General features: G+C 63.1%; 14 protein-coding genes. 3 read left to right on the forward strand and 11 right to left on the reverse strand.

The window, feature by feature from the left end; all coding sequences use genetic code 11:
- Position 1: 1 nt before the first annotated feature.
- Positions 2-1,669, forward strand: a complete 1,668-nt coding sequence (locus tag L6637_RS10190) for a regulator (protein WP_237863552.1) — start codon at positions 2-4, stop codon at positions 1,667-1,669.
- A 130-nt stretch (positions 1,670-1,799) separates the two neighbouring features.
- Here the strand turns inward: L6637_RS10190 and L6637_RS10195 are convergent, their stop codons facing one another.
- Positions 1,800-2,351, reverse strand: coding sequence for a TetR/AcrR family transcriptional regulator (locus tag L6637_RS10195; protein WP_237863553.1), 552 nt, complete (start codon positions 2,349-2,351; stop codon positions 1,800-1,802).
- A 36-nt stretch (positions 2,352-2,387) separates the two neighbouring features.
- Here L6637_RS10195 and L6637_RS10200 point away from each other — a divergent pair, with 36 nt between their 5' ends.
- A complete protein-coding gene (locus L6637_RS10200) occupies positions 2,388-3,323 on the forward strand; it encodes an oxidoreductase (protein ID WP_237863554.1) in 936 nt (311 codons plus the stop codon).
- Positions 3,324-3,369: 46 nt separating this feature from the next.
- Positions 3,370-4,374 (forward strand): NADP-dependent oxidoreductase, encoded by a 1,005-nt coding sequence (locus L6637_RS10205; RefSeq protein ID WP_237863555.1) that lies wholly within the window; start codon positions 3,370-3,372, stop codon positions 4,372-4,374.
- Between the two features lie 25 nt (positions 4,375-4,399).
- Here the strand turns inward: L6637_RS10205 and L6637_RS10210 are convergent, their stop codons facing one another.
- From L6637_RS10210 to L6637_RS10255, 10 genes are all read right to left on the reverse strand, one after another.
- Positions 4,400-5,224: a carbohydrate ABC transporter permease gene (locus L6637_RS10210; RefSeq protein WP_237863556.1), complete on the reverse strand. Its 825-nt coding sequence runs from the start codon at positions 5,222-5,224 to the stop codon at positions 4,400-4,402.
- Positions 5,221-6,159: a carbohydrate ABC transporter permease gene (locus tag L6637_RS10215; RefSeq protein WP_237863557.1), complete on the reverse strand. Its 939-nt coding sequence runs from the start codon at positions 6,157-6,159 to the stop codon at positions 5,221-5,223. Before L6637_RS10215 ends, L6637_RS10210 begins: the two co-directional genes overlap by 4 nt.
- A complete protein-coding gene (locus L6637_RS10220) occupies positions 6,156-7,454 on the reverse strand; it encodes an ABC transporter substrate-binding protein (RefSeq protein ID WP_237870708.1) in 1,299 nt (432 codons plus the stop codon). The genes L6637_RS10215 and L6637_RS10220 overlap by 4 nt, the downstream gene beginning before the upstream one ends.
- A 105-nt stretch (positions 7,455-7,559) precedes the next feature.
- Entirely contained in the window at positions 7,560-8,339 is a 780-nt protein-coding gene (gene soxA, locus L6637_RS10225; protein ID WP_237863559.1) for a sulfur oxidation c-type cytochrome SoxA, read from the reverse strand.
- Positions 8,336-8,653, reverse strand: a complete 318-nt coding sequence (gene soxZ, locus L6637_RS10230; protein WP_237863560.1) for a thiosulfate oxidation carrier complex protein SoxZ — start codon at positions 8,651-8,653, stop codon at positions 8,336-8,338. The genes soxA and soxZ overlap by 4 nt, the downstream gene beginning before the upstream one ends.
- Positions 8,653-9,120 carry a SoxY-related AACIE arm protein gene (locus L6637_RS10235; protein ID WP_237863561.1) on the reverse strand — a complete coding sequence of 156 codons (468 nt, stop codon included), beginning with the start codon at positions 9,118-9,120 and terminating at the stop codon, positions 8,653-8,655. The genes soxZ and L6637_RS10235 overlap by 1 nt, the downstream gene beginning before the upstream one ends.
- A gap of 4 nt (positions 9,121-9,124) precedes the next feature.
- Positions 9,125-9,574 carry a sulfur oxidation c-type cytochrome SoxX gene (gene soxX / locus L6637_RS10240; RefSeq protein WP_237863562.1) on the reverse strand — a complete coding sequence of 150 codons (450 nt, stop codon included), beginning with the start codon at positions 9,572-9,574 and terminating at the stop codon, positions 9,125-9,127.
- A complete protein-coding gene (locus tag L6637_RS10245) occupies positions 9,567-10,850 on the reverse strand; it encodes an NAD(P)/FAD-dependent oxidoreductase (RefSeq protein ID WP_237863882.1) in 1,284 nt (427 codons plus the stop codon). Before L6637_RS10245 ends, soxX begins: the two co-directional genes overlap by 8 nt.
- A gap of 44 nt (positions 10,851-10,894) precedes the next feature.
- Positions 10,895-13,078, reverse strand: coding sequence for a xanthine dehydrogenase family protein molybdopterin-binding subunit (locus L6637_RS10250; RefSeq protein WP_237870417.1), 2,184 nt, complete (start codon positions 13,076-13,078; stop codon positions 10,895-10,897).
- Positions 13,079-13,090: 12 nt separating this feature from the next.
- On the reverse strand, positions 13,091-13,540 hold the full coding sequence (locus tag L6637_RS10255; RefSeq protein ID WP_237870419.1) for a (2Fe-2S)-binding protein: 450 nt from the start codon (positions 13,538-13,540) through the stop codon (positions 13,091-13,093).
- Positions 13,541-13,778 lie beyond the last annotated feature (238 nt).

A 13,778-nucleotide genomic window follows, 5' to 3' on the forward strand; every position in this document is an offset into this window, starting at 1 on the left:
CATGAGCACATTGACGGGGACGGCCGGCAAGTCTGCAAGCAATACGTCCGAGTTCAAACCGGCGCTATGGACATCGGGCGACTGGAACGCGTTTTTCGGCTTCGGCACCAACATCCTCGTCAACATGCTGGTGCTCACGGGCCTGCTTCGCTTCGTGTTGAAGATGCCTGACAGTCTCGTGTTCGGCCGCATCCTGCCCGCGCTCGGGCTGATGATGTGCCTGTCGACCTTCTACTACGCCTTTCTCGCCTATCGTCTCGCGCAAAAGACCGGGCGCAGCGATGTCTGCGCGCTGCCGTCTGGCGTCAGCGTGCCGCACATGTTCATCGTCACTTTCGTGATCATGCTGCCGATCACGCTGAAGACGGGCGATCCGCTCAAGGGCTGGTCCGCGGGCCTCGTCTGGGTGTTCTTCCAGAGCTTCATCCTGATGATCGGCGGCTTCATCGCGCCGTTCATCCGCAAGATCACACCGCGCGCGGCGCTGCTTGGCACGCTCGCGGGTGTCTCCATCACCTTCATCTCGATGCGGCCTGCGCTCGAGATGTACATGACGCCTCAGATCGGCCTCGTCTGCTTTGCCATCATCCTGGTGAGCTGGTTCGGCGGCGTGAAGTATCCGAAGGGGATTCCCGCGGGTCTCGTCGCCATCGCGGCGGGCATGATCATCGCCTGGGGCTCGAATCTGTTCGGGCTTGGCCTCGGCGGATTGAGCCTCAAAGGCGTCAGCGCCGCCTTCTCCAATTTCGGCTTCTCGGTGCCGCTTCCCGCCGTGGGCTACGTCTTCTCAGGCTTCGAATATCTCGGCGTCATCCTGGTCACCGCCGTTCCGTTCGGCATCTATGACCTCGTAGAGGCCATGGACAATGTCGAGAGCGCGGAGGCTGCCGGCGACGAATATCCGACCACGCGCGTGCTGACCGCCGACGGCGTCGTCAGCCTGATCGGCTGCCTGATGGGCAATCCTTTCATCAACGCCGTCTACATCGGCCATCCCGGCTGGAAGGCGATGGGCGGTCGCATCGGCTACTCGGCGGCGACCGGCATCATGGTGGTTGTGCTGGCCTGGTTCGGCATCATCTCGGTGCTGCTGGCGTTGGTGCCCGTGGTCGCGATCTCGCCGATCTTGCTCTATATCGGCATGCTGATCGGCGCGCAGGCGTTCCAGACCACGCCGGTCAAGCATGCGCCCGCGATCGTGCTGGCGCTGACCCCGCATCTCGCCGCTTGGGCCAAACTCCAGATCGACACGATGCTGGCCTCGACCATGACGGCGGCAGCGACCGTCGGCGGCATGGCGGCCGACAAAGCTGACGCAGTGAAGACCGCGGCGGTCGCCGCTCTGCCGCAGCAGGGTGTGTTTTATCACGGGCTGGAGGTGATGGGCGGTGGCTCCATCCTTGGCGGCCTCATCCTCGGCGCGATCGGCGTCTTCATCATCGAGCGTGATTTCGAAAAGGCGTCGGCCTTCGCACTTGTCGGTGCAGTGCTGACCTATTTCGGCTTCATGCATGGCGAAGCCGTTGGCATCGGCGGCGGCTTCGGTGTCACGCCTGCCGTGGCCCTCTCCTACGCCGTGATGGCTGCCGGCCTGTTCGCGGCCAGCAAGCTCGGCGCCAGCGAGCACTACGCCGCGCATCCGGAGATGCATGCGGCACCGGCGGAGTAGGCTGGGCGAATAAAGTCTGCGGCCGGACGACGTCGCGTCGCCAGGCCGCATCTTTGTCTTAATCCAGCCAGTTGCTCGACTGCCGCCACCCATCATGGTGGCAGGTCTAGCCCCGCACTGCGCCGCGCGATCAAACGCCTATCTGGTTCCTGGTCGCGCGAAGAATATCGTCCGACAGCTTGGGATCATTCACGGCCCGGGCCAGCACGAGTGCCCCGACCAGGGAGGCGGCCGTCGCGAGGGCCTTCTCCTCGCGCTGCCGCGGCTTCAGCGTCGAGGTCATTCGACCGCTCAGCAGCCCGATCATGCCACGTACTCCGGCTGTGAAACGGTCTCTCACGCCACCGCTTTGTCGAGCCATCTCACAAGACAGGGCCGCGAAGGGGCAACCGCTTCCCGGTTCGTCGCGATGCCCCGCTGAGAGGTATTCGGAAACGTAGTCGCCGAGCGCAAATTCGTCGGGCACTTCTCGCCCTTTGGCGACGATGGCGTGGGCCACCGCTTCTTCGACGAGTCGTTCCTTGGAGCCGAATTGACTGTACATGCTGCCGTGGGTCATCCCCGCAGCATCGGCCAGCGCGTCCACACCCATGCCGGAGATGCCGCGCTCCCGCATGAGGCGGGAGGCGGCCTCGAGAATACGCTCGCGATTTTTCGCCGCCTGTTCCTTTGAAACGCGCATGTCGCAGATCCTTGGTCCCGGGTCTTGACAATTATAATGGCGATCGTCATGTATATCAATAATTACGATCGTAATCAAAGTGGTTCGAAGCTGGCACCCTCACAGGAGAAGCTCGTGAATACGACCAACACTGGAATCGCGCTTGTTACCGGCGCCTCATCAGGCATCGGCGAAGCCACGGCGGAGCGGCTCGCGAAAGCCGGCTACAAGGTCTACGGCACCAGCAGACGAGGCGCGCAGGCCGGCAGGCGATCGTTCGAGATGCTGGTCCTCGACGTGACCAGCGATGAATCCGCCAAAGCCGCCGTAAGTAATGTCATACGGTGCGATGGCCGGATCGATCTGCTCGTGAACAACGCCGGCTTCGGTGTTGCCCCTGCCGGCGCGGAAGAGAGCTCGATCGATCAGGCCCGATCGATTTTCGAGACGAACTTCTTTGGACTGATCCGGATGACACAGGCCGTCCTGCCCCACATGCGGCGGCAGGGGAATGGTCGCATCATCAATATCGGCTCCGTTCTCGGCTTTCTGCCGATGCCCTACGGCGCGCTCTATGCCGCCACCAAACACGCCGTGGAAGGCTATTCGGAATCGCTCGACCATGAGCTGCGCACGAGAGGCATCCGGGTCTCGGTCATCGAGCCCGCGTACACCAAGACGCCGTTCGACGCGAACTTCATGGAGCCGGATGCCAAGCTCGACGAGTATCGCGAGGCGCGTGCGCACGTCACCAAACGGGTGAACGAGGTTATGACGACGGCTGAGGACCCAAGCGTGGTGGCCGACACCGTTCTGAAAGCGGCCAGCGCGGCGCATCCGAAAGTCCGGTACGCGGCCGGCAAGCTCGCCAACCGCCTGCGGTTGCTTCGCAGATTTGCGCCGGCTGGACTGGTCGACGCCGGGATTCGAAAGGACCTGCGGCTCGATGCGGCAACTGCATTGCAGCCTGCCCGCACCGCCCGAGCCTTCTGACGGCATGCGGCCGGCGCAAGCACCCGAAAACCGGACATCAGCAACCATGAGAGCACTCGTCTTCAAGCGTTATGGTAGACCGGACCAGGTTACGTTCGTTGATACGCCTCGGCCGTCGCCGAAGCCGAACGAGATTCTCGTCCAGGTCCATGCGGCTGGTTTGAACCCTATCGACAACATGATTCCGAAAGGAACCTTCAAGCCGATCCTTCGCTTTCAGCTTCCGGCCACGCTGGGCAGCGATTTGGCCGGTGTCGTGGTGGAGGTCGGAAGTCGCGTCACCCGCTTCAAGCCGGGTGATGCCGTCTTCGCCAGCATCTTCGACCTGAGCGGCTCGGGTGCTCTCGCTGAGTTTGCGACGGTGCCCGAGGACGCGGCCGCGCTCAAACCGGCAAATCTGGACTTCGTGCAGGCGGCCTCGATACCGATGGTTGGACTGACGTCGTGGCAGGCGCTCAAGGTCCGCGCACGGCTCCAACCCGGCCAAAAGGTATTCATTCCGGCAGGCGCGGGCGGCATTGGTACGTTTGCGATCCAGCTGGCGAAATATCTCGGCGCGAAGGTCGGGACGACGACGAGTACCGGAAATGTGGATCTGGTCCGGAGCCTCGGAGCCCACGAGGTGGTCGACTACAAGAAGCAGCAATTCGAGGATGTGCTGCGCGGCTACGATGCTGTGCTGGGCACAGTCAGGGGCGACGCACTCGAGAAGTCGCTTCGGATATTGAAACCCGGGAGCGCAATCGTCTCACTCATTGGGCCACCCGACGCTGCGTTCGCTCGCGCCCGCGGCATGAATTTCTTCATGGTGCTGCTGTTCGGGTTGCTGAGCCGCAAGATCCTGCGGCGTGCCAAGGCAAGCCGCGCTGCGTATTCCTTCCTGTTCGTACACCCGGACGGCAGTCTACTCGCAGAGCTCGGTAAGCTTATCGAGGCCGGGCACATCCGGCCGGTGATCGACAAGGTCTTTCCGTTCGCGCAGGCAAAGGAGGCGCTGGCGTATCTCGAGACGGGCCGAGCCAAGGGAAAGGTCGTCGTCCGGATCAGCTAAAGGCGTCGACAGGGATGAGCAGCGATCATCCGCCCTTCACGGCCCCCGCCGTCAGCCCTGCCACGATCTGCCGCTGCGCGAATACCGTAAGCAGCAGCACCGGCAGCGTCACGACCAACGCAGCTGCGGCGAGCGGGCCCCAACTCAACTGGTCGAACGAGATCATGTTGTAGACGGCGACGGGCAGGGTGCGGGTCTCGCGCCCCGCCAGCACGATGCCGAACACAAAATTATTCCAGGAGAAGATCACCGCGAGAATGAAGGCGACCGCGATGCCGGGCTTGGCGATCGGCAGCGCGACGTGGCGGAATACCTGCCAGCGGCCTGCACCGTCGATGAGGGCGGCTTCTTCCAGCTCCAGCGGCGTGGTCTCGAAATAGCCGATCATGATCCAGATCACGATCGGCACCGTCACCACGAGATGGATGATGATCTGCGGCACCAGCGTGCCGAGCAGGCCGAGCCACTGGAACAGCAGGAACAACGGGATCAGATAGGACAGGCCGGGCGTGATGCGGGCGATCAGGATCACGATCGCCGATTTGTGCGCGGCCATCCGCGCGATGCCGTAGCCGGCGGGGACGCCGACCATCAGCGCCAGTACCGTCGCACTGCCTGTCACGATCAGGCTGTTGAAGAAATAGGTGACGAAGCGGTTGGAGGCGAGCACGTCGGCGTAGTTCTTCCAGGCGAAATGCTCTGGGATGAACACCGGCGGGTAGGCGGCGTTGTCGACCTCGAATTTGAGCGAGAGCGACAGCATCCAGAGGAAGAACAGGATCGCCGGCGACACGATGACGAGCACCGCGAACCACAGGCCGATCTTGCCGATGATTTGCTTCGGGGTCATGCGTCGCTCGCGATTTCGGTCCACAGCATGCGCTGGCGGGCGTAGAGCATCACCGCCGCAAGCAGGACAATCAGCAGGAAGAACACGACTGCGATCGCCGAGCCGTAGCCGAGGTCGTAATAAACGAAGGCGACGCTGTAGAGGTAGAGGTTGATGGTCTCCGACGCTGATCCCGGTCCGCCCTGCGTGATCGCGAAGATGACGTCAAAGCTCTTCACCGCGTCGATCATGCGGATCATGCCGGCGATGAACAGGAACGGCATGATCAGCGGCAGGGTGATGAACCGGAACACCTGCCACAGGCTGGCGCCGTCGATCTGCGCGCTCTCGTAGGGTTCGGTCGGGATCGCAGCGAGCCCGCCGAGCACGATCAACATCACCAGCGGTGTCCATTGCCAGGTCTCGACCAGCACCAGCGAGGGAATCACCGTTGCCGGATGAAACACCCAGAGCTGCGCAGGGATGCCGACCAGTGACAGCAAATAGTTGAGCACGCCGAGTTGCGGGTGGAACATCATGGTCCAGACCAGCGCGATTGCCACCGGCGTTGCCATCATCGGCATGATGAAGATGCCGCGCAGGAAGCCGCGGCCGGCGAATTTCTGGTGAAAAACCACGGCCGCAAATGTGCCGAACACGAGCGGCAGCACCACGGACAGCACGGTGTAGACCAGCGTGTGTCCGATCGCCTCGATGAAGCGCGGATCGCCGGTCAGGCGCAAATAGTTGGAGAATCCGACGAAGGTGGTCGGCGAGCCGACCTTCCACTCGTTCAGGCTCATCCAGATGGTGAACACCCACGGGAAGATGATGATCGCGAGCACGACGACCAGCGCCGGCACCACGAACGGCCAATAGGACGGCGGCCGCAGCTCCTTCTCCGGCGCGGCATCAGACTGTGCCGCGCGCGGAGTCGATTGTGTCAACGCACTCACGCCTTTTCGCTACGCTCCAGGATCGGCCGGAACTGATCGTGGGCTTTCTTCAGCTCTGCCGCGGGATCGGAGCCGGCCAGGGTCGAGGTGATAGCGGCGCCGACGAGATCGCGGAATTCGGCGACCGGGATGATCACCGGCAGGCCGAGCTTGCTGATCTTGGCGGAATCAATCACCGACTGCAGCCACTCCTTGGGCATCTTCACGCCCTTCTGGACCTCAGCATCGTTCAGGATCGAGTTGCGGAACGGCACGCCGCCACCGGCCTGCAAGAGCCGCGCACCCTGCTGCTTCGAGACGATCCACTGGCAGAGCAGATAGGCGGCTTCCTTGTTCTTGCTCGCGGCGGCGACACCGATACCGTCGCCATAGGTCGCCGAATATTGCCCCTTCGGACCGGCCGGCACGACGGTGTAGCCGACCTTGCCGACGACGCGCGAGGCAGCCGGATCCTCCAGCGGCGGCGCCCAGCCGACGCCGTCGATCCACATCGCCGATTTGCCTTGCGTGAACGAGGCCATCGACTCCATCCAGTTGAAGCCGGCGACGCCGGGCGGAGCCACTTTCGTCAGCAGAGTCTGGTAGAGCTTGGTCGCTGCGACGGCTTCGGGACCGTCAGTCAGAATGTTGCCCTTGGCGTCGAGGAATTCGCCGCCATAATCGAGGAAGAAGTTCGTCCACAACGTCATATTGGCGTTGCGCAGGCCCCGCCCGACGAAGCCATAGGTGCCGTCCTTCGCATCAGTGAGCTTTTCGGCGGCGGCAACCATCTCGTCCAGCGTTTTGGGCACTGCGACGCCCTTCTTCTGGAACAGCTCCTTGTTGTAGTAGAGGATGAAATAGTCGACCGACCACGGCAGGGACAGCATCTGACCCTTGTCGTTCTTGCAGTACTGCAGACCTGCGGCCGAGAAATCGCTCTCGACGAGGTCGGGCGCGGTCAGCGTCGGGTCCTTCATGTAGGGCGTGAGGTCGGCGAGCCAGCCGGCTTTCTCGAACTGCCGCTTCTGCACATGATAGCTGAGATGGACAACGTCGAAACTCGGCCGGCCCGAGGTGAGCTCGATGACGCATTTCTGCCGCTGCTGCTGCTCGGGGATTTGCTCGGATTCGACCTGGATGCCGGTGAGGTCGGTGAATTCCTTGACGTATTTTTGCAGGTTGTCGCCGCGCGGCCCCTTGGCGAGGATCACCTCCAGCTTGGTACCTGCATATTTCTTCCAATTCACCTCGGCGCGCGCCGGAAGCCCGGTGAGGCTGAGTGCGCCCGCCGCAGCGGTGCCCGTCAGCAGCATACGGCGCGAGATTTTATGGTCAGCCACTTTAGTCCCTCCCTCTGATTCAATTCTTTGGGGGGATACTAGCGACCGTTCCACGCCTGCCTAGCCCTAATTTATGCGTTACGGTCGCACCGCCGGCGTTTCCATCGGCATTCCGCGGGCCCGCGACATCAGGTAGAGTTCGAGCGCGACCAATTCGGGCGCGCCATACTCATAGGCTTGGGCGCGGACGCCGGTCATGCAGCTGCGCAAGCGCCGCTCCAGGGATCCCAGCGTCTGCCATTCCAGCCGATAGAGCGGATAGCCGGTCGGCTGCCCTTGCGTGATCGGCGAGCCTGCAAGGTGCTTGTCAAAGTTGTCGTCATGGCAATTGGTGCAGGCCAGGTTGAGTTGTCCCTCGCGCTGCATGAAGAGGCTGCGCCCCTGTTCGACGAAAGCAATAAGTTGTGGATCATCGCCTGTGGTGATCGCAACGCCGCGCGACTGATGAGCAACGAAGGCGGACAGCGCCAGGATGTCGTGGCCCTCGTAAGGCAGTGAGCTCGCCTGCTGATGATTGGCACGGCAAAGGTTGATGCGCTGGTCGAGGGTGACGGGGCGCCCCAGCGTCCGGTCGAACGCCGGATAGCGCGCCGCGACGCCCTTCATACTGCTTCGCGCATCGCCGTGACAGTCGGCGCACGCCTTGTCGGCGCTGCCGACCTTCCTACCCCATAAGGCCTCGCCATCCAGCACGAACAGCATGCCCGGATTGGAGGTGTCGTCATCCTGCATGGCGCGCGTATCAGGACTCATGAAGGAATAGCCGGAGCGGCGCGCATCGGGCGGGATCTCACCGGCCAGAAGGGCAGAGGTCGTGGCGGCAAGCGCCGCCACCGCTATCGCGCGCCAGAAAATCATTCGACCGTGATCGATGCCGATGCCCTGGACGAGTAGCCGTTGTCGCCGATCCATTCGAACTCGAGCTTGCCGCTCTCCTTGGCGATCGTGAAGAAGGACAAGTAAGGGTTGGCGGCGATCGCCGGAAACAGATCCGCGCGAAAAATCTCGGTGCCGTTGTAGCGGCAGGTGAAGCTCGTGATGATGTCGCGCGGCACCAGCGCGCCATCCATGGTGCGGCGAAAACCGGTTTCCATGATGTGTGAGGTCAGCGTGCGGATCTCGATGATGTCGCCGCGTTTGGCTTTTGAGGGGACGTTGATGAGCGCGGCCATCAATTCACCTCCTCGGTGCAGGCGGCGAGCGTCACGACAATATCCGCGGCGACCTGCCAGAAACTATCGTCGGAGAGGCGGGCGATTGCGACCACTTTCTGGGTGTCGGCAAGCCGGATCCGCGTCGAGACCTGCGCGCGTCCGGAGGACGGGTTCAGGTAGAAATTTCCGATGTTGGGCTGAGGGTTCTTCTCGTTGAAGACGTGGATGCTCTTCACGTAGTCGTCCGCGGTCATCGCGCTCGCGACGCTGACCGTCATCGGCACCGTGTTGCCGTTCTCGACCAGCGGCGGAATGTCGAGCTTGACCTTGCCGGTGCGAATGGGGACCTCGCCGACGAGGTTCCGGATCGCAGTGTTGAGCATCGCGGGCGTCGCTTTGAGCGGCCGCAGCGTGACGACCGGGATCGTCCCGGCGACTGTGACGCCTCCGGCCAAGCTCAAGAATTGTCGTCGCGTCATCCGCATCAGCTTAGTCCCGAAGTGTTGCGAGAAAGGCCACGATGTCCTCGATCTCTGTGGCCGACAATATCGGTTTCTCCGCGAAATTGCGTCCGACCCGAACCAGCCCCTCGTTGCGATAATAGGACGGCATGATGGTGTCCGGATTGAAGCGTGAGGCGTCAACCAGCCGAAGCCGCAACTGGCTTGCCGTCCAGCGGTTCCCCGCGCCGGTGAGATCGGGCGCCAAGTCGCCCTGGAACCGCGCTTCCGGGAAGGGGCCGGAATGGCAGAGGATGCAGGTCGTCGTTCGCGCCAGCGCCAGCGTGCGCCCGCGCACGGCATCGCCGGGCGCGCCCGTGAGCGATGTCGCGATGCCGTCGCCGGTGATCTCGTAGCGGGCTAATCCGTCCGCACGTGCGTTGGCGACGTGCACCACACTAGCAAACAGCACTGCGATGGTGATCGTCGACCTAGCCAAAGGTGTCCGCCGTGATGGTTTGAAACCAGCGCTCCGCCTCGGCCGCTTCGCGGGTGCGCAGCTCACGCGGCGCATCGACCGGGCTCGTAGCGCCGCCCTCGACCTCGACAAAGATGTCGCCCCTGGGTTGGTAGTTGCCCGCGAGCGAGAAGCCATAACCGGGTGCGACAATGTTGTAGCAGACGCCGGTGAGCCGCGGTGTCTCCGGCGTGCGGCCGGCGAGCAGATTGACGATGGCGGCAGCGCAAGCCTTGCCTTGCGCATTTGCGGCCGATGCCGATTTGGGAATGCCGCCGCCAAGGCAAGCGTCGCCGATGACGTGAATATTCTTGACAAGCTTTGACTCGAAGGTGACGGGGTCGATCGGGCACCAACCGGTGGCATCAGTTGCACCCGCGATCTCGGCAATGCGCCCAGCGCGCTGCGGCGGGATGACATTGGCGACGTCAGGGCTGTAATTGCCGAATTCGGTGACGATGGTCTTGGTGGCGGGATCGATCGAGGTGACGCGACCGCCTTGTGACAGGCCGATTCGTTCAATCATGTCGCCGTACAGTTCTTTCCAAGCCTGCTCGAACAGCCGCTGCTGCGAGAAAGTGTCCTTGGCATCGAGGATCAGCACTTTCGAGCGCGGCTTTTTCGTCTTCAAATAATGCGCGATCAGGCTGGCGCGCTCGTAAGGCGCGGGCGGACAGCGCGAGGGATTGGCGGGGACGGCGATGGCGACAGTGCCACCATCGTCCATCGCTTCCAACTGCCTGCGCAGCAGCAACGTCTGCGCGCCGGCCTTCCACGCATGCGGCATTGTTTCCGACGCGGCCTCGTCGTAGCCGGGCAGCGCCTCGAAATGGAAGTCGATGCCGGGCGAGAGCACGAGGCGGTCATAGGGCAGCGCGACGCCGTCGGCGGTCATGACGCTGCGCTGCTCCGGCGCGATGGTGGTTACGGTCTGGCCGATCACGGTGACGCCTTCGGCGGCGACCTTTTCATGGCCAAACTGCTGCGCCTCGATATCGTGCAAGCCCGCGATCACCTCGTTGCTGAGAGGACAGGCGGTGAAGACCGCATTGGGATCGATCAGGATCACCTGCAGGTCTACCTGCGCCCGCTTGAGCGCGCGGGCGCAGGCGGCTCCCCCGAAGCCGCCGCCGACCACGACGATGCGACCTGTCGATTGCGCAAGCAGGACCGATGGCCGTGCCAATGTAGCCGCCGCGGCGGTGATGCCGAGCACGGCGCTCCGACGTGTCACCGGTCGCGTGGTCATTGAGGTCATCCAGGCAAGTACCGCGGCGGCCATGATGGCCGCCGCGGTGTTTCTCATGCGAAGGTGATGTTCTGATCGCGCAGCGGCACGGAACGGATTCGTTTGCCGGTGGCTGCGAAGTAGGCGTTGAGCACCGCTGGTCCAGCAACGCCGATCGTCGGCTCGCCGACACCGCCCCAGAAACCGCCACTCGGCATCACGATCGATTCCACCTTCGGCATCGCCGCGATCCGCATCGAATCGTAGGTATCGAAGTTTGTCTGTTCGACGGCGCCATCCTTGACCGTGATGCCGCCATAGAACAGTCCGCTCAGGCCGTAGACGAACGACCCGGCAATCTGCCGTTCGATCTGGGCCGGGTTGACGGCATAGCCGGGGTCGGTCGCCGCAACGATGCGATGCACCTTGATCTTGGTGCCGTCAATGACGGAGATCTCCGCGGCCGCCGCGACATAGCTGCCGTAGGAGGCGAAGTGCGCAAGTCCGCGATAAACGCCCTGCGGCGGCGCAGTGCTCCAGCCAATCTTCTCGGCCACGGCCTCCAGCACAGCGAGATGCTTCGGATGATCCTTCATCAGCTTGCGCCGGAACTCGAGGGGGTCTTGCCCTGCTGCGTGCGCCAGCTCATCCATGAAGCATTCGACATAGATGGCGTTCTGATTCACGTTCACTCCGCGCCAGAAGCCTGGGATGATGTGCGGGTTGCGCATCGAATGCTCGATCAGGAGATTGGGCACCGAGTATCCAAACGGTGCATCGCCCTTGGCGTTGAGGCCGGCGAATGTCGCCGGGTCCATGCCCTTGACGAGTGCGTCCGGCCTCAAGCTCGCGAGGATCGACTGGCCGGAGATCCGCATATGGAATGCCGTCAGATTGTTGTCGGCATCGAAGCCCGCGGTCAGTTTGCATTGCGTGACCGGATGGTACCGGCCGTGCGTCATGTCCTCTTCGCGCGTCCATATCAGCTTGATCGGCGTGCCCGGCATCTGCTTGGCGATCAGCACGGCCTGCCGGACATAGTCGGTCTGGCCGCGCCGGCCGAAGCCGCCGCCGAGCAGCAGCTTGTTGACGTCGCATTTCTCGGCCGGAAGTTCTGATGCTTCCAGTGCGGCGGCGAACGCCGCCTCGCCATTCTGCGTGCCACACCAGACCTCGCATTTGTCGGCCGTGTAGAGCGCGGTGGCGTTCATCGGCTCCATCGTGGCGTGGTTCTGGTAGGGATAGTTGTAGACGGCTTCGATCGTCTTGGCGGCACCGACAAGGGCGGCCTTCGTATCGCCGTTGGAGTTGCCGACATAGGCCGGACCGCCATCGAGGCCTTCGGCCAGCCATTTTGCGATCGAGGCGCTGGAGACTTTGGCGTTCTCGCCTTCGTCCCAGACGATCGGCAGCGCATCGAGCGCGGTCTTGGCGTGCCAGAACGTGTCGGCCACGACCGCAACTGCGGTGTCGCCGACCTTCATCACCTTCTTCACACCTTTCATGCCGGCGATCTTGGCTTCGTCATAGCTTTTCAGCTTGCCGCCGGTAACAGGGCAATCCTTGATCGCAGCGTTGAGCATGCCGGGCAGCTTGACGTCGATGCCATAGACGGTGGTGCCGGTGACCTTGTCCGGGGTGTCGAGCCGCTTCACGCCCTTGCCGATCAACCGCCAATCCTTGGGATCCTTCAGCTTGACGTCAGTCGGGGGCGTCAGCTTGGCCGCGGCTTCGGCGACCTTGCCGTAGGTCGTGGTCTTGCCCGATGGCGTGTGGGTGATGACGCTATTGACGGCTGTGCATTCAGAGGCCGGCACCTTCCAGTCATTGGCCGCGGCCTGGATCAGCATCATGCGTGCGGCGGCGCCGCCCTTGCGGACATAGTCGTGCGAGCCGCGGATGCCGCGGCTGCCGCCGGTCGAGTAATCTCCCCAGACTCGCTTGCGCGCGACGTTCTGGCCAGGCGAGGGGAATTCGGTGGTGACCTTGGTCCAGTCGCATTCGAGTTCCTCGGCGACGAGCTGGGCGAGGCCCGTCAGTGAGCCCTGGCCCATCTCCGAGCGGGCGACGCGGATCACCACTGTATCGTCAGGCCGGATCACGACCCAGGCATTGACCTCGGGCGAGCCGTCAGCCGCGCGAACCACGGTGGGACCTCCAAACGGCAGGTCGAAGCCGATGGCAAGACCAGCGCCGACAGCGGCGGTGCCGATTACGAAGGCGCGGCGGTTCAATTTGGGAGAAACATGCTTGTTCATGTGCCAGCTCCCTTACGCGCTTGCGATCGTGTGGATCGCCTCGCGCACCTGCTGGAAGGTGCCGCAGCGGCAGATATTGGTGATGGCCTCGTCGATGTCGGCGTCGGTCGGCTTCGGCTTCTCGTTCAGGAGCGCCGTCACCGCCATGATCATGCCGCTCTGGCAATAGCCGCATTGCGGAACGTCCTGGGCGATCCAGGCCTCCTGCACCTTATGCAGCGTCGCACCGGAGCCGAGCCCTTCGATGGTGGTGATCTTCTTGCCCTCGGCCTCGGCGACCGAAATCCCGCAGGAACGGGTGGCGACACCGTCCAAGTGCACGGTGCAGGCACCGCATTGTGCGATCCCGCAGCCATATTTGGTCCCGGTCAGGCCGGCATTCTCGCGGATCGCCCAGAGCAGCGGCGTATCCGCCTCGACATCGAGCGTGAAGGTTTTTCCGTTGATTGTTAGGTTTGCCATCGCAAGTCCCCTGATTGGCCCATCCACCGATGGACTCGGGGGCGCAATGTGTCCGGCAAACTCGAACCTTTCAAATCAAGAGTCTGAGGGGCCGGTATCGAAGATTCTCGCGATTGCGGGAAGATAGTGGATCGGGCGGTGTTGCGCGCTTTGAGATGGCCACGCGAAGGCCCGCGCTGGGTGAGCAACTGCCGGTTCCAGTCGTTGCTGCCGGCGCGGCCGTAGCGCAAAATCGGCC

The sequence above is a fragment of the Bradyrhizobium zhengyangense genome, assembly GCF_022012435.1.
GTDB classification, from domain to species: Bacteria; Pseudomonadota; Alphaproteobacteria; order Rhizobiales; family Xanthobacteraceae; genus Bradyrhizobium; species Bradyrhizobium zhengyangense.

Excerpts from the sequence above, each read along its gene's own strand:
- L6637_RS10190 (WP_237863552.1), top strand. The coding sequence starts at position 2 with ATGAGCACATTGACGGGGACGGCCGGCAAGTCTGCAAGCAATACGTCC.
- L6637_RS10195 (WP_237863553.1), bottom strand. The coding sequence starts at position 2,351 with ATGCGCGTTTCAAAGGAACAGGCGGCGAAAAATCGCGAGCGTATTCTC.
- L6637_RS10200 (WP_237863554.1), top strand. The coding sequence starts at position 2,388 with ATGGCGATCGTCATGTATATCAATAATTACGATCGTAATCAAAGTGGT.
- L6637_RS10205 (WP_237863555.1), top strand. The coding sequence starts at position 3,370 with ATGAGAGCACTCGTCTTCAAGCGTTATGGTAGACCGGACCAGGTTACG.
- L6637_RS10210 (WP_237863556.1), bottom strand. The coding sequence starts at position 5,224 with ATGACCCCGAAGCAAATCATCGGCAAGATCGGCCTGTGGTTCGCGGTG.
- L6637_RS10220 (WP_237870708.1), bottom strand. The coding sequence starts at position 7,454 with ATGCTGCTGACGGGCACCGCTGCGGCGGGCGCACTCAGCCTCACCGGG.
- soxA (WP_237863559.1), bottom strand. The coding sequence starts at position 8,339 with ATGATTTTCTGGCGCGCGATAGCGGTGGCGGCGCTTGCCGCCACGACC.
- soxZ (WP_237863560.1), bottom strand. The coding sequence starts at position 8,653 with ATGGCCGCGCTCATCAACGTCCCCTCAAAAGCCAAACGCGGCGACATC.
- L6637_RS10235 (WP_237863561.1), bottom strand. The coding sequence starts at position 9,120 with ATGCGGATGACGCGACGACAATTCTTGAGCTTGGCCGGAGGCGTCACA.
- L6637_RS10245 (WP_237863882.1), bottom strand. The coding sequence starts at position 10,850 with ATGACCTCAATGACCACGCGACCGGTGACACGTCGGAGCGCCGTGCTC.
- L6637_RS10250 (WP_237870417.1), bottom strand. The coding sequence starts at position 13,078 with ATGAACAAGCATGTTTCTCCCAAATTGAACCGCCGCGCCTTCGTAATC.
- L6637_RS10255 (WP_237870419.1), bottom strand. The coding sequence starts at position 13,540 with ATGGCAAACCTAACAATCAACGGAAAAACCTTCACGCTCGATGTCGAG.